Source organism: Alteromonas sp. LOR, from assembly GCF_000753865.1.
In the GTDB taxonomy this organism is placed as follows: Bacteria; Pseudomonadota; Gammaproteobacteria; order Enterobacterales; family Alteromonadaceae; genus Alteromonas.
This window is the reverse complement of sequence record NZ_JQFW01000020.1, coordinates 18,785-42,740: the sequence shown is the minus strand read 5'-3', so window position 1 is coordinate 42,740 and position 23,956 is coordinate 18,785. Positions and strand designations below refer to the sequence as shown.

General features: G+C 46.0%; 20 protein-coding genes. All 20 read right to left on the bottom strand.

Features of this window, described 5'->3' with window-relative positions; genetic code table 11:
• Positions 1–91: 91 nt before the first annotated feature.
• Positions 92–1,534 carry a metalloprotease TldD gene (tldD, locus tag JV36_RS0109110; RefSeq protein WP_032094818.1) on the bottom strand — a complete coding sequence of 481 codons (1,443 nt, stop codon included), beginning with the start codon at positions 1,532–1,534 and terminating at the stop codon, positions 92–94.
• The gene (locus JV36_RS0109105) at positions 1,527–2,345 is read right to left on the bottom strand and encodes a carbon-nitrogen hydrolase family protein (protein ID WP_032094817.1); all 819 of its coding nucleotides are present in this window, start codon (positions 2,343–2,345) and stop codon (positions 1,527–1,529) included. Before JV36_RS0109105 ends, tldD begins: the two co-directional genes overlap by 8 nt.
• Positions 2,338–6,336 carry a YhdP family protein gene (locus JV36_RS0109100; protein ID WP_032094816.1) on the bottom strand — a complete coding sequence of 1,333 codons (3,999 nt, stop codon included), beginning with the start codon at positions 6,334–6,336 and terminating at the stop codon, positions 2,338–2,340. Before JV36_RS0109100 ends, JV36_RS0109105 begins: the two co-directional genes overlap by 8 nt.
• A 26-nt stretch (positions 6,337–6,362) precedes the next feature.
• On the bottom strand, positions 6,363–7,829 hold the full coding sequence (rng, locus tag JV36_RS0109095; RefSeq protein ID WP_032094815.1) for a ribonuclease G: 1,467 nt from the start codon (positions 7,827–7,829) through the stop codon (positions 6,363–6,365).
• Complete coding sequence (locus tag JV36_RS0109090) at positions 7,826–8,416, bottom strand: Maf family protein (protein ID WP_032094814.1); 591 nt, start codon at positions 8,414–8,416, stop codon at positions 7,826–7,828. Before JV36_RS0109090 ends, rng begins: the two co-directional genes overlap by 4 nt.
• A 66-nt stretch (positions 8,417–8,482) precedes the next feature.
• On the bottom strand, positions 8,483–8,959 hold the full coding sequence (gene mreD, locus JV36_RS0109085; RefSeq protein WP_032094813.1) for a rod shape-determining protein MreD: 477 nt from the start codon (positions 8,957–8,959) through the stop codon (positions 8,483–8,485).
• Positions 8,952–9,860 carry a rod shape-determining protein MreC gene (mreC, locus tag JV36_RS0109080; protein WP_032094812.1) on the bottom strand — a complete coding sequence of 303 codons (909 nt, stop codon included), beginning with the start codon at positions 9,858–9,860 and terminating at the stop codon, positions 8,952–8,954. The genes mreD and mreC overlap by 8 nt, the downstream gene beginning before the upstream one ends.
• A gap of 37 nt (positions 9,861–9,897) precedes the next feature.
• The gene (locus tag JV36_RS0109075; protein WP_032094811.1) at positions 9,898–10,941 is read right to left on the bottom strand and encodes a rod shape-determining protein; all 1,044 of its coding nucleotides are present in this window, start codon (positions 10,939–10,941) and stop codon (positions 9,898–9,900) included.
• Positions 10,942–11,283: 342 nt separating this feature from the next.
• Positions 11,284–15,030, bottom strand: a complete 3,747-nt coding sequence (locus JV36_RS0109070; RefSeq protein ID WP_052010052.1) for an H-type lectin domain-containing protein — start codon at positions 15,028–15,030, stop codon at positions 11,284–11,286.
• On the bottom strand, positions 15,027–15,485 hold the full coding sequence (locus JV36_RS0109065) for a hypothetical protein (protein WP_032094810.1): 459 nt from the start codon (positions 15,483–15,485) through the stop codon (positions 15,027–15,029). Before JV36_RS0109065 ends, JV36_RS0109070 begins: the two co-directional genes overlap by 4 nt.
• The gene (locus JV36_RS0109060) at positions 15,475–16,212 is read right to left on the bottom strand and encodes a type II secretion system protein (RefSeq protein WP_032094809.1); all 738 of its coding nucleotides are present in this window, start codon (positions 16,210–16,212) and stop codon (positions 15,475–15,477) included. Before JV36_RS0109060 ends, JV36_RS0109065 begins: the two co-directional genes overlap by 11 nt.
• On the bottom strand, positions 16,212–16,718 hold the full coding sequence (locus tag JV36_RS0109055; protein WP_032094808.1) for a type II secretion system protein: 507 nt from the start codon (positions 16,716–16,718) through the stop codon (positions 16,212–16,214). The genes JV36_RS0109060 and JV36_RS0109055 overlap by 1 nt, the downstream gene beginning before the upstream one ends.
• Positions 16,708–17,166 (bottom strand): type II secretion system protein, encoded by a 459-nt coding sequence (locus tag JV36_RS0109050; protein ID WP_032094807.1) that lies wholly within the window; start codon positions 17,164–17,166, stop codon positions 16,708–16,710. The genes JV36_RS0109055 and JV36_RS0109050 overlap by 11 nt, the downstream gene beginning before the upstream one ends.
• 1 nt (position 17,167) lies before the next feature.
• The gene (locus JV36_RS0109045) at positions 17,168–17,668 is read right to left on the bottom strand and encodes a type II secretion system protein (RefSeq protein WP_032094806.1); all 501 of its coding nucleotides are present in this window, start codon (positions 17,666–17,668) and stop codon (positions 17,168–17,170) included.
• 22 nt (positions 17,669–17,690) lie between these two features.
• Entirely contained in the window at positions 17,691–18,278 is a 588-nt protein-coding gene (locus tag JV36_RS0109040; RefSeq protein ID WP_032094833.1) for a prepilin-type N-terminal cleavage/methylation domain-containing protein, read from the bottom strand.
• A 32-nt stretch (positions 18,279–18,310) separates the two neighbouring features.
• Positions 18,311–18,799, bottom strand: coding sequence for a hypothetical protein (locus JV36_RS0109035; protein ID WP_032094805.1), 489 nt, complete (start codon positions 18,797–18,799; stop codon positions 18,311–18,313).
• A 31-nt stretch (positions 18,800–18,830) separates the two neighbouring features.
• Positions 18,831–20,063 carry a type II secretion system F family protein gene (locus JV36_RS0109030; RefSeq protein ID WP_032094804.1) on the bottom strand — a complete coding sequence of 411 codons (1,233 nt, stop codon included), beginning with the start codon at positions 20,061–20,063 and terminating at the stop codon, positions 18,831–18,833.
• Positions 20,063–21,775 carry a GspE/PulE family protein gene (locus tag JV36_RS0109025; protein ID WP_032094803.1) on the bottom strand — a complete coding sequence of 571 codons (1,713 nt, stop codon included), beginning with the start codon at positions 21,773–21,775 and terminating at the stop codon, positions 20,063–20,065. The genes JV36_RS0109030 and JV36_RS0109025 overlap by 1 nt, the downstream gene beginning before the upstream one ends.
• Positions 21,775–23,058, bottom strand: coding sequence for a tetratricopeptide repeat protein (locus JV36_RS0109020; protein WP_032094802.1), 1,284 nt, complete (start codon positions 23,056–23,058; stop codon positions 21,775–21,777). The genes JV36_RS0109025 and JV36_RS0109020 overlap by 1 nt, the downstream gene beginning before the upstream one ends.
• Positions 23,055–23,954, bottom strand: a complete 900-nt coding sequence (locus JV36_RS0109015) for an ExeA family protein (protein ID WP_032094801.1) — start codon at positions 23,952–23,954, stop codon at positions 23,055–23,057. The genes JV36_RS0109020 and JV36_RS0109015 overlap by 4 nt, the downstream gene beginning before the upstream one ends.
• Positions 23,955–23,956 lie beyond the last annotated feature (2 nt).

The following is a 23,956-nucleotide window of genomic DNA, read 5'->3' as shown; positions in this document are numbered from 1 at the left end:
TGCTTTTTTGTGTAGGTTGTCACTTATGCTATTTCTGGCCTAAGTATGTGTCTTGTTCTAACGTGTCTTGCTTAAATATTTCACAGCAAAACTATGCCGTACCACCTACCGTAAGTTCATCAATTTTAAGCGTAGGTTGCCCAACGCCCACTGGCACGCTTTGTCCGTCTTTACCACACACACCAATGCCTTTATCTAGGGCGACATCGTTACCTATCATTGAGATTTTTTGCATAACCTCTGGGCCATTTCCGATAAGGGTTGCCCCTTTCACAGGCGCGGTAATCTTGCCATTTTCAATGAGGTAAGCTTCGGCACTTGAGAATACAAATTTACCCGACGTAATGTCTACCTGACCACCGGCAAAATTAGGAGCGTAAATACCTCTTTCGATAGATGCAATTATCTCCTGTGGATCGTGCTGGCCTTCTAGCATGTAAGTGTTTGTCATTCGCGGCATGGGCAAGTGTGCATAAGACTCTCTGCGGCCATTGCCTGTAGGCGCTACACCCATTAACTTAGCATTGTGCTTGTCTTGCATGTAGCCTTTTAAAATGCCGTCTTCAATAAGTACGTTGTGCTGTGTTGCTGTGCCTTCATCGTCTACCGACAGTGAGCCTCGGCGATCGCTTAACGTGCCATCATCAACAACTGTTACGCCTTTTGCTGCCACACGCTCACCAATGCGACCGCTAAATGTTGACGCACCCTTACGGTTAAAGTCACCCTCTAAACCGTGCCCCACAGCTTCGTGAAGCAGTACACCTGGCCAGCCATTTCCGAGTACTACCGGCATAGCACCTGCTGGCGCTGCCACAGCCTGCATATTAACGCGGGCCATATGAAGTGCTTCATCAGCTAAGTTTTCGTAAAGCGGCTTGCCATTTTCATCTGATTGGAAAAAAGCATAGGCGTAACGACCACCCGCACCAGAAGAGCCACGCTCACGACGATCGCCATTTTCAAGCAATACAGAGCAGTTAAGACGGACTAACGGACGGATATCGGTAGCCAGTGTGCCGTCACTTCCGGCCACTAATATTTCTTCATATACACCACTGATACTGACCACCACCTGATTAACCGATGGCTCTTGTTGGCGAATGTAGGCATCGACCGACCTAAGTAACGATATTTTCTCAGCATCTTGCATAGCAAGAATTGGGTTATTCTCGCTGTATCGGGCGGTAAGAGGCTTTTCACCTAATGCTGATACTTGCTGAGTACCGCCGCTAGGTGCAATACCACGTGCCGCTTTGCACGCTTTCATTAGCGCGTCTTCACTGATTTCGTCAGAATACGCGAAGCCCGTTTTTTCACCACTGATTGCACGCACACCTACACCGCGCTCAATATTGTAACTACCTTCCTTGATAATACCGTCTTCTAACACCCAGCTTTCATGCTGGCTAGACTGGAAATACAAATCGGCGTAGTCAGTGTCATGGCGATGTATTGTCGCTAATGCACTCTCAAGCTTGGTAATATCAAGCCCTGAGTCTGATAATAAATGACGCTCTACAGATTTAGACAAAGTGACTCCTGAATCGGTTATGTTCGGCAACCGGCATATTTTGTTTAATGGTTTCTCGTTCTGCAATATCTACACTGGCTTTTAATACGCCCTTGCCTGCAGCACGCTCTGCTATGGTTTCTCCCCACGGAGATAACACTATGCTGTGGCCATAGGTTTCACGCCCATTGGCGTGGACTCCCACCTGGCCTGCGGCAACGACAAAGCACTGTTTTTCAATTGCTCGCGCTTTTAATAAGGCGTGCCAGTGGGCTTCACCGGTTTTTTGCGTAAATGCCGCTGGCAATACCAATATGTCGATATCCGCCATGGCAGTAAATAAACCTGGAAAGCGAATATCATAACATACCGCAAGACCGATGTTGCCAATTGGTGTGTTTACCTTCACCACCTCGCTCCCCGCTTCTGTAAAGCGCGATTCTTTGTAGCTGCCTGTGGCATCGTTTACCGATACATCAAACATATGTATTTTGCGATAATCAGCGAGCAGCGCTCCGTCAGGTCCAAACAACATACATGCAGCAGAGAACTGATCTGGATTGGCTGTTTTGACCGGGAAAGTGCCAGACACAATGTAGCATTGATAGCGTATTGCTAGCGCTGACAGATGCGCCTGTATTGGCCCCTGCCCTTTTGCTTCTGCTACAGACAACTGTCCTTTGTCTTTACCGCCAAAACACGCAAAGCATTCTGGCAGCACTACAAGGCTTTCCGGTGCAATGTCCGACTCTGACATGGCTTTAGACACCGCAGCCAGGTTTTCATCCACATCTGGCGTAGATGTCATTTGCAGTGCAACTAGGTTAACCATCAATCACCTCCATTTTGATTCGCCGTACATCATCTTGCGTTAGCGGTCTGTCTAACGGGTCTTTTTCGATAGGCACATTTTGCGCAGGCAAACTTATATCTTTGCTGTTGCGGTCTACCTCGTCAAACTTTGGCTCGCTAATAGTGCCTGTTACGCGGTAATTCACATTTGAAATGACTTTTGCTGACGTAAGCACTTGGTCGATAGCAATCGCAGCCAAGGCGGTAGGCGGCGTTGCCAAAAAATAAACTAAGAAAGGCAGGTTACCGGTGACGTTTGGCGCAAATGACACATTGTAGTTGAGCCCGCCGGTACCGAGGTCAGTTAGGCCGGTAATTTCAATTTCCCCTGCACCGCCGTCAATTAACGTGTCATCGGTATAAGCTCTGCCATCAACAATGTTCAGCGTACCGCCCATATCATCGTAAAAGAAGCCTTTCGCAAATACGTCTCTGAAATCTAAACTCAATTTTCTAACCAATGAATTTAAACTAAAGAGCGTGAATATACGGGAGCCTTGGTCGCTTAATTCAGTTAAATAGCCGTCAGATAATGACCATTCTACATCGCCCTGCAGTTTTCCAAGTTGAAAGTCCATGGGCGAATTTTGCCAGCTGAAATTAAATGCCACGTCGGCTTCAGAGTCTTTTATCCCCGACTCTATTTCAAACTCTTTCAACATTTGCCCCACATCAGGCGATGTGAGACTTCCTTCAATACTCGTCTCAACAGCACCGTTCACGTAATGCCAAAACCCCGTTGCGGTAACGTGAGTTTCTGGAGAACGTATCATCAGCTGGCGTGCATGCAGTCCGTTATTCGTTTTTGCTATATCAACCGTGACTTTACCTAAATCAATACCGTGATATACACAGCTTTCACAGTAGAAGTACATTGGCGGAAGCGAGCGTGGATCGAGTTCAAAAGGGTCGCTCTTTGTTTCCTGCACACTATCGTCGGGCTTAGGTAAATTGAGGTAATCAGCGTTTATCTCAATACCTTGCTGCGCTAAATCTCCATTCACTCGAACGGTGCCTCGTGCAGCAGCAGAACCAATATCGAGCAACCAATCTTCATTTCGTTCTTGTGCATTCATCTGCACATTTTTAATGGAATGACCGGCGAAGGTCAGCTCTGCAGTCTTTGCAAATATTCTTGAGGGAGTGCCGAAAATACCGCCTTTAGTGGTACCGCTTTCGCTATCTTTGTCTGCAGTGGCGTCATTTCTATTTTTCTGTCCCCCTGATGTCAGCATAGAAACCGTGGTAAACCACTCTGCAACGTTAGCACTTTCCAGGTTCGCCGCAATACTAAACCCAGTCCCTATATTCGCAATATCACTTTCGCCCAGCGCTAAGTGAGCACGGGAAAACTGCATCTCTTGATGAGGTAATGTGCCAGTGAATCGAATATCGTTACCGAGTGTTGCTACTACATTTGAAGCTTGGCGATCTCCTGAGCTTTTAATATACAAAGGCAAACTTGTACCCGCCGGAGTTTCAAAAGGCGCAGGCAATATACTTTGTGTCGCGGTTAAGTCAGCGGTTAATTCAGCGGCGTAAGAAAAGCTATCTTTGGCCAAGGTTAAATCTACCGATGTTTGCCACTGAGTTTCACCGTCAATGTAGTCAGTAAGTTCAGTGTTCACATAATTGGCAAGAGGGTGAACATGCCACCGGCCCGCTAATTGAACATTTAATGAGTAGTCTTTCTCTTGAACGCCACTAAGGTCGATGGACACTGCTTGACTCAAAAACTGGGCCGACAAACCTGTCGCGCTAATATTGCCATTATCAAAAGCAATGTCCCCGCTGGCCTTTTTAAAGCGCATTTTCGTTGTAGGGATATATACGGTGTTCTCAACTAAAGCCGCGGTACCTGTGGCTCTTACTTGCTCACCATTAAGCGGAATATGCAAATGAATATCGGCAGATAGAGGCCCTGAAACCTGCACATCTTGGTTCAATACATTGCCCAACGAATCTTGAATAGACGACGCCATCATAAGTTGGGTGAGCCCCTCACCTGTGCCCTCGCCCGTGGCATCGATTGTTAGAATTGAGCCGGGTTTGAACTTTGGAATACTGGCCGTCATATCGCCAATTCGCACATCGGCAAGCTTGGCAGAAGAGGTCGACATATAGAGACCGTCATTCACAAAGCGCAGGGAAAGGTCGAGTTCGTTTAACGCGGGCCATTTCGATGAAAACAAGAAGTCACTGTCTTTAATATCCACGTAAGCTTGGAATACGCCTTGTCCTTCGGTGAAAGGAAAATCTTTCGTTTTTCCAAACCACAAAATGCGCGCTTTATCGATACTGCCTTTACCAGTAAACGCTCGTGTTAAATAGTTATCTAAATTGTCGCTCATTACCGGAGATGGGAATAGCTCGCTCACGGTACCTAAAGACAGGGGGTCGATATCTGCGAACAACGACATGTGGCTAGTAGATGTATTGAGGCTAAATGCCGACGTAAGCGCTACGCTGTCGGTATCTACAATAATATTCTCACCTTTGAGCACCCACTGACGGGCCGATGCCGTGCGTTTCTTCGCTGCGGCGGGCTTCTTCGCTGTGGCAACGGTTGCACGTTCGTCAGCTGCCCCCTCTATAACAGCATCGTCAGAAGACTCTTCATAGAGGGGATATATGTAGATGTCTGCGGCGATTTTATTGACGTTTATATCTTTTTTGATAATGCCCTGGCTAGAGAGCTTACTGTCACTTGATTCTAAAAATACTGCCCCATTGTGCTTGTACCAAAAAAAGTCAGCATCCAGTGACGAGAGCCCTGGGATAGAGGCTGTCTTTGTCCATGTTAAATCTAACACTTTAGCCGCTAACGCAGGAGCACCATTTTGCCATTGCACTTGTAGCGTGGCTAATTCACCTTTGGGATCGAGTGCCCGTATTTCTTCTTCATTGGTGTCATCAAGAAACAGCGGTAGCAGCAATAAAAAAGGGTTTATTTCTACGGGCTTAACGGTGTTAAAAACTGCGTTACCATTATTGGATACATGGCCAATAACGTCCGTTGTTAACGTAGCGCTACTTGAGTTAAGTTTTAATTGGTCCACGCGAACATTCCAGCCATCCCTTGAAGGCATCGCTTGTAAGCTCCCTCCCGTGATACCTGTTACGGTTTTAACCCTTTCATTTCCCCATTGGAACAAACTGTTATTCAGTTCAGCTTGAACCGAGCCTATCGCGGTTTCAGAAAAGTTTGCCCATACCTCCAAGTTCGCTCTGCTTTGCGCCAAAGGACGTTTAGTTTTAATTAAATCACTTACCCATGGCGAGATATCTAGGTCTTCTGCTTTAGCGTAAAACACGCCATCAAACTCATCTTTGTAGCCATTAATATCAATAACAAAAGACGCAGAGTTTGCAGATACCCCGTCAACTTTCATGCGCCCTAACCCTTGGTGACGCTCTTCACGGTTATTCCAAGACAGACTGTCGATATTAAAGCTATTGGTATCGCCATTTCGGGTTAGTGATATTTTCCCCTCTTCTAAAGAGAAGCTTTGCAGTTGCTCTAAAAAGAGACGCTCTAACGCATTGATGACTGGAAACTTATTTTTGCTACTGCCTGAAACGCGGTCGGCATCGATATCCAGATGCAACCCGCGCAATTCAAATCGAGGGGAAGAGATAAGCCGTTGACGAAGGGACTGCCAGAAATCTAGCTCTACGTAAATTTGTCGAATATTGAGTTCTACAGGGGATGCGTCGTCTTTTGCTAACGACACTGAATTAAGCACAATACTCGGCCCGCTGCGCTCCCAGACCGCATGGATCGTATCAATAGATAAATTTACGCCGTACTGCTCGTTGATATAATCTTCTAGCAAATGCTTGTTGTGCTCGATGTGAGGCAAGGCATACCTTGCAGCACTTAATACCAGAGCAAAAAGAACAAGTAATACGGCGAGCAGCAACCAAAACTTCTTCAATAAGTACGAAGCTGCCGACGAAAATTTTGTCACACTATGCCTTTCTTAACGTTAAAGCGTTACATCATAACGACGTCGTACTTATCCTGGTTGTACAATGTTTCGGTTTGCACTTTAATTTGTTTCGTTACAAACACTTCTAACTCAGCCAACATATGAGACTCTTCTCCCATAAGCGCTTCAGCAACTTTGGGGGACGCATAAACAACAAATTTGTCAGCATCATAGGCTCTGTTTACGCGCACAATTTCACGCATAATTTCAAAGCAAATTGTCTCTATTGTTTTCACGGTGCCGCGCCCTTTACACACTGGGCACTCACCACACAAAATATGCTCAATACTTTCACGGGTTCGCTTGCGGGTCATTTCTATCAACCCCAGCGCGGTAAAACCGTGAATATTGATTTTGGCTCTATCCTTGTTTGTCGCTACCTCTAATGAATGTAAGACCCGTCGTTTGTGATCAGGTTCAATCATATCGATGAAGTCGATAAGGATCATGCCACCTAGATTGCGTAAACGCAGTTGACGAGCGATAGCCTGAGTAGCTTCAGTATTGGTGTTAAAGATGGTTTCTTCTAGATTGCGGTGACCAACAAAGGCCCCCGTATTGATGTCGATAGTGGTCATTGCTTCGGTTTGATCAATGATTAAGTAGCCACCGGATTTTAGGTCTACACGGCGCTCTAGCGCACGCTGCGCCTCATTTTCAACATCATACAAATCAAAAATTGGTCTATCGCCGGTGTAATACTCCAGCTTCCCATTCATTTCAGGTACGTATTCTTTTGTAAACTGAAACAGCTCTTGAAACGACAACTTGGAATCGATACGAATTCTATCTAGCTCAGTGCCAACAAAATCTCGAAGTACCCTTCGCGCCAGCGGCAAATCTTCATACAGCACGTTAGACTTGCGTTTTTTCATCCGAGATTGAATTTTATCCCACAGTCGACGCAAAAAGGCGGCGTCTTGCTGCAGTTCACTTTTACCCACGCCTTCAGCAGCCGTACGAAGAATGAAGCCGCCGTTTTCATCACAGAATTCTTGTACCAGGGTTTTTAAGCGCTCTCGCTCTACTTCTTCCTCAATGCGCTGCGACACGCCCACATGAGTCACAGAGGGCATAAACACAAGGTACCGACTAGGAATGGTGATATCTGTGGTTAAACGAGCGCCTTTAGTGCCAATAGGGTCTTTAACCACCTGCACAACGATGTCTTGTCCATCGCGTACCAACTCTCGAATATCTTGTTTTTGAATGTGGCTTGCTGATACTTCCTCGGCAATCTCGTTATGAATAACGATATCGGAAGCATGAAGAAATGCCGCTTTTTCTAACCCTATATCCACGAATGCGGCCTGCATACCCGGTAATACACGGCTTACCTTTCCGCGGTAGATATTTCCCACCAGCCCTTTTTTAGTGTGCCGCTCAACGTGTATTTCTTGCAAAATACCGTTTTCAATAAGGGCAACTCGAGACTCTGACGGTGTAACGTTAATTAATAGCTCAGCACTCACTTCACAACTCCAAATTCGTTGAGCAATTGACGCGTTTCATACAAGGGTAATCCTACTACAGAACTTGAACTGCCGTTAATAGAAACGACGAATTCACCACCTATGCCCTGTATAGCATAACTGCCTGCTTTATCGGCTGGCTCGCCAGTTTCCCAGTAATCGATGATTTGCTGTTTAGTTAGTGAGGCGAAAGTAACCGCTGTCACCACTGTACGGGTTACGTGTTTTAACTGGCTAAGGGCACTAATTGAGGTTAGCACCTGATGCGTTTGCCCCGACAACATGGTGAGTATGCGAATAGCGTCAGCTTTATCCTCTGGCTTGCCTAGGCTTTCGCCATTAAAGGCAATCAGTGTATCGCTTGCCAGCACCACGGTGTTGTCTTGCAAAGTCTTTTGCTTTTCGAGCTTTTTCATCACGGCTTGTGCTTTTTCGCTAGCAAGGCGCGCAACTAAATCATCTGGCTTTTCACCTAGTTTGGGTGTTTCATCGATATCGGCAGGACAAATGGTGTGAGCCACATTCATTTGAGTTAACAGTGCAGTGCGCCGAGGCGATGCAGAGGCAAGTATGAGGTGAGAATGCATTGGCAAAACCTTATTATGTAGATATACACGGCATAACATGACGTCTGCCGCGCACAACCGGCATTGTTACATGATGGAAAACTGTCTTCGCGTTTTGCGTAGTAACCAAAACACCCAGGGCCACAGCACCATAGATGCCGCAACGGGCCACAGATAATCAACTTGGAAGTAGATATCGGTAAGAAGGTGTTGAACCCAAAAAGTCAGCAAATGATAAAGCGAAGACAGTAGCCCGATAATAATCGCTTGTTGCCACACTGAATAGTTTCTCAAGCGTTGATAGTTAGCCGCCAAAATGTATATCGACACACTGAGGCCAAGACTATGAATGCCTAACGTCGTGCCCATTAAAATGTCCATTGCCACACCGGTGATAAACGCAACCCCCACGTTTACCCGATTAGGCAATGCCATACTCCAGTACGCCAAAACCACTAACACCCAATCAGGGCGATAAACATCGGCTTGGATGGGCAGTGGCACAATTTGCAACACCAAGGCTATAATAATGCTGCCCCAAATAATAACGTTGCGTTTACGCATCTTCTGACTCTTCTACCACGTTGTCTTCGGGCTCTATTTCACTTTCACCGTCAATTTCATCACCTGTTCCACCGTCGTCATCGTCTTCATGCCACAGCAACAGCAGATGACGCAGTCGGTCAAGACTTGCCGTAGGCGTAACAATAACCCGAGCAAAAGGACGGCTTTCATCTCTCACCACTTGTGTCACCCGGGCAACTGGGTAGCCTTCAGGAAAAATGCTTCCTAAACCAGACGATATTAAAAGGTCGCCCTCTTGAATATCAACACTATGAGGAACATGTTCAACGTATAGCTCATTGAGAGAGCCGCTGCCTGTAGCGATAAAACGAATATCGTTGCGCAATGAACGCACTGGAATGGCATGGGTTACATCCGCGACAAGTAAAACACGGCTGTTGGTCGACCCAACCTCCATCACTTGTCCCACAATACCCGAGTCGTCTATGACAGGTTGAGACAAATACACCCCGTCAATGGCGCCTTTGTTAATGACCACCTGCTGGCTGTAGGGATTTTTATCTACCGCCATAAGCTCTGCCACCATTTTGCGGGACTCTTGTCGCATGGGAGCTTGTAACAGGGATCTAAGCTGTTCGTTTTCTTTAACCACCACATCAAACTGCTGAAGCTTCTCGCTCATCAACAGCAATTGGTTAGACATAGTTTGGTTTTCTGCAAGAAGCTGCTCTTTTGACGTCAGTCTTTGAGCACTCTCACTTAAAATGAGGCCAGGAAGATTGGCTAAATACTGAATGGGACTCATAAGAGAGTTTAAGTATACGCGGGTAGACTTAAACCCTTCTAATTTATGGTCGACGAATATCAACAGCACCGACAGCACAAGTGCCAGTGTCAGTCTGTTGTTTAATGAGGGACCGCGAGTAAATATAGTATCCATGATACAAAGAAGGCAACCTTAAGGTTGCCTTACCTGTTTACTCGTAACTAAACAAGTCGCCACCATGGAGGTCAATCATATCGAATGCCTTACCACCGCCGCGCGCTACACAAGTAAGTGGATCGTCAGCAATAACCACCGGAATACCGGTTTCTTCCATCAACAATCGATCTAAATCTTTTAACAGTGCACCACCGCCGGTTAACACCATACCGCGCTCAGAAATATCTGATGCAAGCTCTGGTGGAGATTGCTCTAATGCAACCATGACCGCAGAAACGATACCCGTTAGCGGCTCTTGAAGTGCCTCTAATATTTCATTTGAATTAAGTGTGAAACCACGAGGCACACCTTCAGCCAAGTTGCGTCCACGCACTTCAATTTCACGTACTTCTTCACCAGGGTAAGCCGCGCCAATTTCGTGCTTAATACGCTCTGCTGTTGCCTCACCGATAAGCGAGCCAAAATTACGACGAACGTAGTTGATGATTGCTTCATCAAATTTGTCACCGCCAATGCGCACTGAAGACGAGTACACCACGCCATTAAGTGAGATAATCGCAACCTCGGTAGTACCACCACCGATATCAACCACCATTGAGCCTTGGGCTTCTGACACTGGTAGGCCTGCACCGATAGCCGCTGCCATCGGTTCATCAATGAGATACACTTCGCGCGCTCCGGCACCTAGGGCCGATTCTTTAATTGCGCGACGTTCAACTTGAGTTGAACCACAAGGTACACAAACGAGAACTCGCGGGCTTGGTCGCATGAAGTTATTGTCGTGAACCTGCTTAATGAAATGCTGAAGCATTTTTTCAGTCACGTAGAAATCGGCGATAACACCGTCTTTCATAGGGCGAATTGCACGGATATTACCCGGCGTACGACCTAGCATACGCTTTGCTTCTGCACCTACTGCAGCCACACTTTTAGGGCCTGCTGCACGTTCTTGTCGAATAGCAACTACTGAGGGTTCGTTGAGAACAATACCTTGGTCTTTAACGTAAATCAGCGTATTAGCTGTTCCGAGGTCGATGGACAGATCGTTAGAGAACATGCCTCGAAGCTTTTTAAACATGAAGAGTGTATTCCTGTTTTTATGTTAACGCGTATTTGCAAGGATGAGATGGCGACGCTTTAACGTGAAGTCGAATGTAATTTCGCACACTTTAACAATGGGGGCAATTTTCGGCAAGCAATGCCGATGGTTACCGTTAAAATATCTTCATTTTTTATCAAATCAATGCGAAACCAATATGTTTGCCATATGTCACGCAGCATTGTTACAGCGCAGCACTATCACGACAATAACACATAACCGTAGTAGGAAACTCACTACTGTATAAAGATAATCAACCTAATACCTTGTCAAAAGTTGAAATTGTCTAAGCGTGTATAAGGGCGTGAGTGAACACGCGCACTAGTTGCCTATTTTCTCGCGCTTATAAATAATGTTGTCATTACCTCGGTATACACCAAAGGTTAACGTGGCCGAGGGAGGTTCATCTGCCACGTCGTTGTTACTCCAATCCCACAGTAACCACGGCGGGGTATCAAAGGTAACAGAGAATTCACCTTCGCCGTTAGGCGAAGTAATTCGAATACCTTCACCAGACACATAACTCCCCTGCGATAATGTGCCTGAATTTTCAGTGGCTAAGTCGTTTGATGCATCGTTAACCCCAGTGTGATCATACGCTGTGCAGCTGTCATTCGCGTTTATACGCCAGTCTTGACCATCAAAGAATTGGGTAGAAAATGGCAGTAGTAATGGTTCGTTAGCACTACCGTAATTATTCACTAGCGTGGCTCTTCCGTAGGCAAAGTCGAGGCCTGCATCAACAGTTGCCAAACAGACTCCTGAGCATGAGCTGCCGTTAACCAAGGCATTTTCTAATTGCCCACGTTCAATATTCAATACCAGCGAGGTGTTCGTATACGCCCCGTCCAACTGAGCACTGCCAAGGCGCGTAAAGATGATGTCAGTGTCGGTAAAGTTAATTTGCCCAGTAGTACCTGATTGCGGCCAACTTATCACGTCTACATTAGCTAAACGGTCAAGTAGCACGCCATCAGACTCAATAACCATCTCTAGCCCGAATAGCTTATCAAAGCCCCCACGATAATTACTGGTGCGCTGTCCGTTGTGATTAAGTGCTGAAAGTGTGTAAGACACATTTGAAATGGGTTGATCAAAATAAGTGAATCTCTGGCCAACTTCACAGGCAGCATCCACATTCCCCGTAAGTGCGAAGTTTGCTGGAGCGAAACGACCCACATTCGCTATTTGCCCCTGAACTAGAGTACTGGTTAAGTACGGCGCCCTTGCATTAATCACAACAGTGCCAACTTCATCGTAGTTAAGCCCTACGTTTACAACAGACTCATCGTTAAATACTGCTTGAGCAGTACCTCCTGTACTTGATGCTGATAACCCTAAGTTGCCAGTAACGCCAGCTGCGGGCAGAATTGCGGTGGGTGCTAAAGATACAGTGCCAGAAAAATGCTCAGCCGATATATTGTTATCAAGAGCACTAAAATCGTCTGGTATGCCATCTTCATTGGTATCTTCACCCTCTACCCATTGGGTGGCTCGCAGCTCCAAAATAAATTCTTCACCGGTTAACGCGAGCAACGAGTCATTAGCAGAAAACGCATATGCATTCGCATTTGGGCCTGTTCCAGCATTATTTAAAACACGAGTAGCGAAGCCAAATGGCCTTACCGTAAATAAATTTGATGAGCCTGCCACACCTGAGCGCCCAGTTATACTTGCTGACAGCGATACCTCACCAGCATCGGGGTATTGCACGGTGATGATGGCTTGTGAGTCGCTATTAAATAAAAGCGGCACGGCAGTTGGTGAGAGTCCTAGTGTGAAGTCTTTGTTATTGTTACTAATGAGCATTTGATTTGAACAATTGCCGCTGCTTGAGCAGTTGTAGTTCATGTCTATTTCAATTTCCTTATCTCGCAGCAAGTCAGAAGTTTCGCAGGCTTCAACTGCATACGTCTTCTTATTAAACCCAACATCTGATGGCTTACCGGAAATTTGAGAAACAATAACGTCGTTACCATCGGTGATATTTTTAAAGACCATCCCGTCTTTTTCAAAGTTTATTTTGCAGCTTCCCAGTGCCACCTCTTTACCGCCAATAAAACAGCGCAGCTGTGAAGATGGTGTTTCGCCAGAGGTCGCTAAAACCGGGTCGTTACCTTTTAAGCTTTCGATATTAAGGCTTGTCTGCCCAGTAAATGAAACGTTATCAGCGGGAGACCACGTATAGTTGTTACCCGACGCTGGCAATAAGCCGACTGTAGAGGGTTGGGAATAAAGAAGATTGCAGTCGACGTCAGCACATGCTTTAAGCGTCACGCTTTTTGCTGCACAACTGCTTCCCTTGTTATCGGCCATTTCAAAACGGTAATGGTTAAGCACCTCAATGACTTCTCGCCCGCAAATTCCGGGAATAGACGCAGGAACATTATTCGCAGTAAGCAGCAGCGTGTCGTCGGTCGTAATCCCTGCACCTGCGGTAAATCGGCCGACAAGGTTACCGCTTAGCACATTAGTAAACCTGATTTGTCCTTTAGCCAAAATGAGTGCATTGGGGTTTGCCCCATCAATGACAACGTCACCGTCTACATAAATCGCCAAATACGCGCCATCTTCCACATTAATCGAAGCAGCGGCGATAGTGAGAAGCGTTGGCATAACGCCACCAGCATCGGCAATATAAATTCTCGTAGGTGCAACAACATCATAATTTCCTGGCCCAATTACCACTGCTTGGCGCTTGAAAAAATAATCGCCGGCTAGCGTAGTGCCCAACTCGGGTCCAGTGTCCTGAATAGCAAGGGTTGGAATAGCTCTGGATTGTGATTCGGTTAATGCATCGGTGTTGGTAGTAGTGCATTTTTGGCCATTAACACCACAGTCAGGAAAACTATCATCGCTTCTATCAACATCGCTTCTTAAGTCAAATGTGGTTAACACACCATTGTTTTCATCGATAACTCGTGATGAAGCAGAAAGAAAGATATCGCTACCACCAAAGGTAGCCAGTGCACCGGGGAATGCAACATCGCAGCTTGGAAGATTTCCGCTAAACACAAATTCTGAGGTCATCGCCAGAATACTCGCCTCTTCCGGGGAATGATTTCGCTCACTATCTTCGCTTCTGTCTTCATCAACCCTTAGACCTAGGCGATTCTTGTTTACGGTGCAACTTCTCAACCATCCGCCATCAGCCCCATTTCGACTTATTTTGCTTGCCGCTACTAACGGCGTTAATGAATAATTATTTTTAAAGTCATTTTGGAAGCAACCATCGGCCCAACCAGAAATAAGCGTGTCAGCAAAGTCAGCTTCCCACTCCACTTCTTTGCCACTATCATCAAAAAAGCTGCGTCCAAAACCTTCTGTCGTTGCCATGTAGGCAACGGTTTCATCCCTAGATACAGGCCCGAATTCAGTTTCAGACGCCTCCAGCGCGATAAAGTACGCCATGTCGAGCAGCGGTATCGCAGGTGTTAAATTACTCCCAACCGCATCGTATTTGGCAGCAATGGTTAAATAGGGCAACAAGTGCTCATTGGGCGGTTTTTTTCCATTAACGTCTATTTGATTGTTAAGTGTTTGGATGGAGTGAAAGAATACCGGCTGTTCGCCAAAATCAGTCTCTAATTGCACCTGGGCATAACGGGACTCATCTGACCCTGTCAGCCCCCCTACACCGTACCAGGGAGAGTTTGGGGCCGCCTGAATCGTGTCGGGCCCTAGCTGTATCTTACCCACTTCTACAATATCGCCGTCTGGAAATTCATGAACACCATAGGCTATGGCGAGATAGTGCGCCCCCATTGTGACATGCGGGCCATCTTCGCCTGACGGCTCAAGGGGCAAAGCCTCAAACCCAGTTCGAGTCACGTTACGAATTTTAACAATTGCAGGGTTTGCCCCTTGGCTTGTAGAGAGCATAAATACTGCTGGCGGCTCGTCGTAAACTTGAGAAAAACTGATCGTTGTCCACTCTGCTTTATTGTAGGTATTTTGCAATTCAATAAAACGCCCCTCAATTTGAGGCACCGAAAAAGCGTTAAAGCAAAATAAAACTGTCAGCGTGGCTGCCAAACGCAAAGCCAATTGAAATTTGGTGTACATCATTCTTCTTGCCTTATTTCTACTAACAGCTCACGGGACGTATTGAGTTGACCACTATTGCAAGCAGCAAGAGCCCCGAGTGAATAAACCCTTATTGCGCCACCGCTCACTTCTGGCTCATCCACATTAATCTCAACCTCGCAAGAGAGGCTGACCGAACAGTTTTGCATATTCGTGGTACTAAATGTTACGGGTGTAGTGACCACACTGCACTGTGGATTGCCGCCGCTGACAACCCGGAATATAGCCACCTCCAACGCGCTTTGCGCCGTTAAGTAAGCTCTTGCACCGTAATATTCGATAGACTGCTGGCGAACGGTAGATGAAATCTGATTGGAAAGTGCAATACCTAACCCTAAAAGCACGATGCTTATAATAAGCGCCACCACAATTGTAGAGCCACGCTGCTTTTTGGGTAATGTTTGACGCTGCGCCAATACGCTTCGGCTAGGGAACATTGGGAAAGTGAATCTCGTGCAATATTGAAAGGGGCTCGTCGCCGCGTGCTTGAAGGGTTAACTGTAACTCTATTAAGCCATTTTGCTGTAACCCTGCAGTACTAATATTTGCGCTCCATTGGGACACATTGGTGGCAATAAGGCCACTGGTTCCGTTTTGGGTTCTTACTAACGCTTCTCCGGCGGTGCTGGTCGCTTTGCACACAGAAACTTGAGCTTCAGGTACAAAAAAACGCTTACCCGGTGACGTTTGATTTACTGGTGTGTTCAGGGTTAGATCGTATTGGTTTACGCTTGTAGGGGCATCGGCGGCACTGTTGATAGCATCTATCGTACGGCCATTATCGGTAACACTTTGTGGGTTAGTTGGATATACCACCAGCGTATCGTTTACAGCAAGAGTGCTGTTAAACACCACCACGTGCATGGGGTTGTCGAACGCATCATCCACGTAAGTGCCACTTTGCTTTATTGGGTAATAGGTTAAACAGCCAAGAGTCGGGTCGTAGGAAACCGAGTTAGGCACTATATTTCGCAGCTCTTTTTCGAGGCGAAGGATGATAAACCTCGCCTCAGAGACTAATCTTGTACGCTCAGCACCGGTAACATATATTTGCGCACTTAAAGAAATAACCTGAGCGATAGATACGCTAATCACGCCTAAAATAGTTATCACTAGGATTAGCTCGATAAGGGTGAAACCTTTTTGAGAAGAAGGCCCGCTCATTAATAGCTGCCCCTGTATGCGCTAAAGCCATAGGTTTGACCATCGGGCGCGGTTACTGCAACATCCACGCGCTTAAACGTATCACCGTCATTTGCCGTGCTGTCGCTAAAATCGCTGTCATATTCAACTGCTACACTCACGCTGTAGCTTGCATAAATGCCTCCAACATCAGCAAGTGCAAACCCGTTGTAATCATCTACATCGTCATAGTCGCTCTCATTGGCTTCTTCAGGGCCTAGAGTAGTAGAACAGTTTCCTTTTTCGTTACAGGTTTCAAATGGCGGGCTTCTGTCACTGTTTTCGTCAAAGGAGCGACTTAAAATATCATTTAACAATGACTGACCTAGCTTTGCTGCTTTGACTTGCCGCAAAGGCTCAGCCGTTTGTGCTGCTTGTGGAGCAATAAGGGAAAGTACAACGGTAAGACTAATTGAAAAAACAACAATACCGATTATCAGCTCAAGAAGGGTAAATCCGCGACTTGCCACAAAAGAGTTAACACGCATATATCGCGCCCTCTTGCTGTAGGCATACCGCCACATTCTTTACTTGAATTTTGCACGGGTTATTACACGCAATATTGCTTGGCTTTCCCATATTATCGAATTGAATTTGCGTAAACGCAGCGTCATTCTCATCAATAGTCTGAAACGAAAAACCGGAAGGGGCATTAACAACTTGGTCGCTATCAAATGCAGTAGAAACAGCATTACCACAGTCATGTCCTGCAGGCGGCGCTAGGGTAGATGGGGTAATTTTAACACAGCTAGTGTCGTTGACATTTTGCATGGCACGCAGCTGAATGTTGCGCACTACTTGCAGTGTTCTATCTCGAAGGGCGGTAGCCTCTTCGCTGTCGTTGCCTAAAAAACGGGGCGCGACAGTAGCTGCCAGCACCCCAATAACCAATATGGTTATGATAAGTTCTACAAGTGTAAAACCTAACTTTTTCACATTACTGAACGCACGTGTTAACGGTGATCGCTGGGCGTTCGCCCTCAGCAGCGGAGTTTGTATACACTACCGAACAAACGGCTCCCGCAGTTGTTGGAGCCGTATCATGAGCACCTGTGTAATAAATTAATAATGTGCCTGGGTCTTCGTCTGTGGCGAGCGCAGCAATATATTCAGATGAATCGAAATCGATGATACTAGTAATGTTATCTACAACCCCTGCATCCGGATACCCAAAAACAGTTGTTATATCGTCATTACCATCAGCATTCAAATCAATTGCGCCAGTTGCCGCAGCTTCATTATTGATTAACGCTTTGCCATATATAACCGATGACGCAGACTCTAGCGAGCCCGCTATTCCCTGCAGAACAGAGTCTCTGGCATCATCTTGTAGGTTTAAAAACTTTGGCGCCGCGGTAACCGCAAGGATGCCAAGTAATACAATAACTATGATAAGTTCGATTAGGGTAAAACCCTGTTGCTTTGATACTTTTTGCATAATTTAACGTCCTATGCGTTATTTAAAAAACAGTTACCTGGCCAGTGGCCGGGTTGTAAGTAAATCCATCGTTAGTTGTACCATCTGGTACACCGTCAGCTGGCGCAGAGTTATTGGGTAACCCCATAGACTGCACCAAATAATAGTTACATATCGTATTTGCGCCTGAGCCATTAATACGCACTGCATACCTAAAATCTGCAATAACAGCATCATTAGTTGATGTAGTATTGGTAGGTGCAGACTGAAGTATTAAGTCGAACACGTTTTTACACTGATTTACGTCTACCGACGTTATCAGCGTATTGCCCGCGGCACTGCCCGTTGGGTAACCCACAGTGCCATCCACACCCACTGGGGTTTGGTCATAAGTGATCGCTGTTCCGTTGGCACTACCGTTATTGCCATTTGGTCTACCTTCCACTTCCCACTGCGCGCGCACTAGCCCTACAGCGGCAGCAAAGCCACCAGCAACGCCTTCAACACTGGCTTCTCGCGCTTCATCGGTTACATCAATAAAACGAGGTAATGCCGTAGCCGCCAGTAGCCCTAAAATAATGACCACAATGATCAACTCAATGAGTGTAAAACCTTGCTGTTTCACTGCCACGCCCTCTTTTTTTTTGCGGTAACCCGCCAACGTTAATATGAATAGTGATTTCTCATTGCGCCATTCTCAGCGCTATAGGTAAACCACGGTTGCTCATCGATAAAATATTCACACACTAAGAATCCATTTTGCTTACGCATCTTACTGTGCATCTCACTGCCAACTTCATCCCCGGCTAGCGAAAGTAAATAGTCACATGGGTTAGTGCTGCCTTTCGCTGAACCCATTGGCCAACCCTTTGTGTTTATTGCCACACTCGTTCCAGCGTGTTTGTTTTGTGACAGCGTGCCGCGGGGGTCCACCTGGGTTTCATAAATAGAAACGGGTGAGCTTTTTGTTCTTATCCACTGCGCTCTGGCTTGCATAACAATGCGCTGAAAATTACCTAATAACGCTTCTTTTTTTACCGTTTCAGCTTCCTCTAAAACAGGCATCATGTGGTTGACATAAGCCATCGTCACTAGCGCTAATAAAATACCAATGGTAATAAAGTTGAGAAGCCCGCTTCGCGCCACTTTCACTTAACGTTTGACCACATGAGTATTCATCACGTTAGCCGCCTTTTACCGCTGACATCATGTCCCACATTGGGGTAAAAATACCTAGTGCTAGCACTAACACCATCACCGCAACGAACCCTATAAGTATAGGTTCAATTTTTGCGGTGAGGCTTTTTAAATCAAAATCTACCTCACGCTCGTAATAGTCTGCGCTTTCATCAAGAAGCGGCTCTAGACGACCGGTTTCCTCACCTACTGCCACCATCTGCAGTACTAAATTTGAAAACAGCTCACTCGATTTAGAAACCCGCAGCAGACTCTCGCCTTTCTCGATGCCTTTTCGCATTTCGATAATACGAGTACGCATATAAGCATTATCAACAGCATCTGCGGTTAACGATAAACCGGAGGTTAGTGGTACACCTGCACGCAAAATCATCGAAAAACTTCTGCTGTAACGTGACAACAATGATCGCTCAATAATGCCACCAACAATAGGCAACTTTAGTTTAAATTTGTCCCATTTCAACCGTCCATTAGTCGAATTAAGGTACTGTTTCACCGCAATTATTCCACCAACAAGGGCCGCCAGCATCACCCACCAGTAGTTAACAAACAAATCAGAAGTACCGATTAGTATTCGCGTCATCAACGGCAGCTCAGTATTAAACCGTGCGAACATTTGCGTAAAAACGGGAACCACAAACAGGTTAAGTATAAACATGGCGATAACCAACGCGATAATCACAAAGGTGGGATACCGCAGAGCTGATTTTATACGCTTACGTGTTTCCTGCTCTCTTTCAAAGTAAAGGGCCAACTGCAAAAACACATCGTCTAACTTACCGGTGTTCTCCCCTACTACCACAACGGAAATAGACAACCTGGAAAAAATGTTTTCATATTTGGACATGGCTGATGACAGGCTTCTTCCTTGTTCAAGCTGTTCCGCAATGTCTTTTAATACTGCTTGAAAACGCTTGTGCGATGCGTTTTCAGACAACCCTCTTATGGCTCGAATAATAGGGATACCCGCTTTTAACAAAGAGTACATTTGACGAGAGAAAATAATCATCTCATCAAGGCCAATCTTTGATTCAAACCAAGCACTTACATCAACATTAAGCCCAGAGTTAGATGGCTGTTTTTTCGATTCTTGTATGGTCAACGGCACAATTCTTTTCGCCAGTAATGCCTGCGCCGCCCCTTGTTGAGAGGCAGCTTCGATAAAACCTTTCATAGGTTTACCTTGTGCAGATTTACCAGCATATTCAAACTGTGGCATTAGTGATTAATTACCTCTGGCACGAACTCCGCCACTTTAAACACTTCATCAAGAGACGTTTTACCCTGTGCGGCATAATCGAGGGCCATATGAGAAAGCGGTGTGAAATCTTTATTCGCTTTTGTGGCATCAACAAAGCCCTGGGTGTTATTTTCCCGCAGCGACTCCATCATATCTTCATTCATTTCCAGCATTTCAAATACACCAATACGGCCTTTGTACCCCGTATGATTACAGGTGTTACATCCGGTTCCTTTGTAAAAGGTGGCGTTTTCAAGTTCAGGCATTAAGAAGCGAACCCATGCTTGCTCTTGAACACTCGGGGCGCTGGTGGTTTTGCAGTTTTCGCATATACGCCTTACTAATCGCTGTGCCACAATGCCTCTTAGCGAGGTAGCCACAAGATATGGCGCCGCCCCCATATCGATAAGACGAATAGCGCTGGTTACTGCATCATTGGTGTGCAGCGTACTTAACACTAAGTGGCCAGTTAGTGCGCCCCGCAAGCCTATCTCCACGGTTTCTTGGTCGCGCATTTCTCCTACCATGATAACGTCTGGGTCTTGACGTAACGTAGTCCGTAAAATAGAGGCAAAATCCAACCCTATTTTGGCGTTAGTCTGTACCTGGTTTATTCGAGGCAGCCTGTATTCAATGGGGTCTTCGACAGTAATAATCTTTAAATCAGGTTTGTTCAGTTCGCTTAAGGCGCCGTACAAAGTGGTTGTTTTACCGGACCCTGTTGGACCTGTGACCAAAATCATCCCGTGAGGGCGATGTATGGCAGCGCGGAATTTGCGCACCATTGCGTCGGGCATACCGGTTTGATCAAGGGTAAGTAACCCTGCGGATTGATCTAATAAACGCATTACTACCGATTCGCCGTTACTCACCGGCATGGTTGAGAGTCTCACGTCTATGGTGTGACCCTTTACCTTAATATTAAAACGGCCGTCCTGAGGTATACGCTTCTCTGAAATATCTAAACCTGACATCAGCTTTAAACGCAGAACGAGCGCCGACGCAATCTTCACCTGATCTAAGGTGTTCTCTTGCAGCACACCATCTACGCGCTGGCGAATGCGCAATATATTTTCATCCGGCTCTATGTGAATATCTGACGCCCGCACCTGTACTGCATCTTCAAAAATAGAATGCAGTAATTTAACCACCGTAGCGTCTGACGTATTGTCATCTAACGCAGATAGCTCAAATTCAACATCGTCCTCGTATTCTTCATGAAGCTTTTCTGCAAATGAAGCGATATCCTGCGTACGACGGTAAACCGAGTCGAATGCCTCAACAATTTGATTGTCTTGCACAATAGCCAGCTCTACAGTACGTGGCTCGAATAGGGGCATTAACTGATCAAGCCCGCCTAAATCAGTAGGATCGCTCATACCGAGCAATACGGTTTTATCGTCTACTTCAAGTACCAGCGCGCGATACCGCCGAGCGTAGGTTTCCGGTAAAAGCTGAGCATGTTCCGGCGTAATTTGGCGGTGGGAAATATCTAAAAACGGTACATTTAGCTGCTGCGCTAAAAAGCGTAATAACTGTGGCTCGCCAATAAAATTGAGATCGATTAATGTGTCGCCCAGTTTACGCCCTGTACTTCGCTGTGCTGACAGTGCTTGGTTAAGCTGCTCGCTTGTGATGATATTTTCATGAACAAGTAAGTCACCTAATCGCATTTTTAACCGTGGTTGCATTAACGTACCTCCTTTAATGCATTCAACCTTTCGATGACATACTGCTTAGATGCAGGAGAAACGCCTCCTTGGGCGAGTGCGGCTTCAAACGCCTTAATGGCCTCATCGTCTTGCCCTAGCTGGTCATAATTAACCCCTAAGGCCAACCACCACTTTCCATTTTGTGGCTGTAAGACCGTCATGGCAGAGAATGCTGATATCGCAACCTCCGGCTTATTGATTGCTTGAGCGGCAGTACCCATAATAATGAGATAGTCGCTGCGCTGCTCTTTTACCGCCTGTTGATTAAATGCTTCAGGCATAACGCTTAACGCTTCTTCGAAGCGACTTTTTGCGATAAGAATTTTACCCATTAGCTCTCGCCACATTAGGTTTTGAGGCTCAATGCTCACACCCTTTGATAAAACAGACAGCGCCATTGGAATATTATTTTGTCCGAAGTATAAAGCGGCAAGTTGCTTGCGGGCCTCATGGTTTTTAGGCTCAACCTGAAGTGCCAGTAGAAAATTCTGTTCGGCATCTTCAAACATACCAAATTGATAAGCGTTTAAACCGGCGTCTAAGTGAACCGCACTCTGCTGTTTCTGAGTTTTAGGTGTTATTGCGGGTGTGCTGTTTACTACCGTGCTGTTTGTTGTCGTTCTCTTTCTATCAGCAATAATATTCTCAACAGCGTCTCTATCATCCGCATTGTTGTCAGCAGTGGCAGTTTTTATACCTGTTACACTCGCCGTAGCTTGGGTAGCGGCCTCTTTTAGCCTTTCTTCTTGAATCGCCGCCTCTCTAGCCTTTCTGTATTCGGCCTCATCATCAAAGGCTGACTGCTCTGCTTGGCTTTCTTCTAAAGCGTCTTGTTCTAACTGATCAGGCACTTGTTCAAACACTTGCTCAGACTCTTGCTCAAACACTTGCTCAACGACGGGCGTAGATTGGGCTAGTAATGCTCTGTCCTTATCAGACAAAGGCACGCTCTGCATGCCTTCACTCGGCGACGAGTCGGACGTGTCATAAGCCGTTTGGGGAAGAGCTTCAGAAGCGATTTTGGAGGGCGTTTCAGAAGCGTTTGCAGAAGGCTCTTTGGAAATTGTTGAATTTTGCGAGCTCTCTGGCTTATCACCTATAAAGTAAAGTGCCGACCACACCACCAAAACTAGCACGGCAATTAGCGCGAATACTTTGCGTATAGAAAAAGACTTACGAAGCTGTACAGTGGGCGGTAAACCAAAATCACTTTCTTGATTTCTATCGTCAAGCGACTTTAACGTGTTGTTTAAAATACTCATAAGCCACCTAGCGTCATTTGCCAAGTGCCCAGCGCTGCAACGAGCGCAAGAGAGAGAAAAAATAAACGCTTTTGAGGCAGCACCCGTCGCCTGCAGTCTTCAGTGTCCAAAATAGCGCTGACCAAATGTTTACATGTTGCCGCCGTCTTTCCTTCTCCATATACAGAGAGAAGGAGTTTATGACATACAATATTCACTAATCTCGGGGTACCTGAGCTGGTAAACGCAATGAAAGGACGCAAATAACGAGGGATCAGCCCTTCATCACCGCCGGCTGTCACTAATCGGTGTCCAATGTAATAGTCTACTTCAGTGCGAGTCATTTTTCTTAGCGAGTAAGAAAAGGTAATTCTTTGGCGAATCTGCCTCACTCTTTGGTTGTCAAGATTGTCATTTAATTCTGGCTGGCCAAAGAGTACGATTTGAAGCAGCTTGCTTTTCTCAGTTTCTAAATTGCTAAACAGTCGAAGTATTTCCAGCGAATCCCAGCTTAACGCCTGTGCTTCATCAATAATAAGAATTGCCTGACGCCCTTCGGCTTTTAGGCTCAACAGCTTTTCTTCAATATTGTTGTGCAGGTTAACCCGCTCTTTCGTCTTACCCGTTTTAATTCCCAACTCTTTGGCAAAAGCGATGCGTAATTCGTCAGGAGACAAGTACGGATTTGGCAAATAACACGCTACAAATCGGTCTGATAAATGATTGATAAGTTTGCGGCAAAGCAACGTTTTTCCCGTCCCAACTTCGCCAGTCACTTTTATAAAACCTTCGGACATGCTTAGCGCGGTAAGGATAACTTTTAACGCTTCATTGTGCGGTGCTAACGCACAAAAAAAATCGGTATTCGGCGTAAGCGAAAACGGCATTTCGTTGAAGTGAAAAAAGTCCTTATACATAG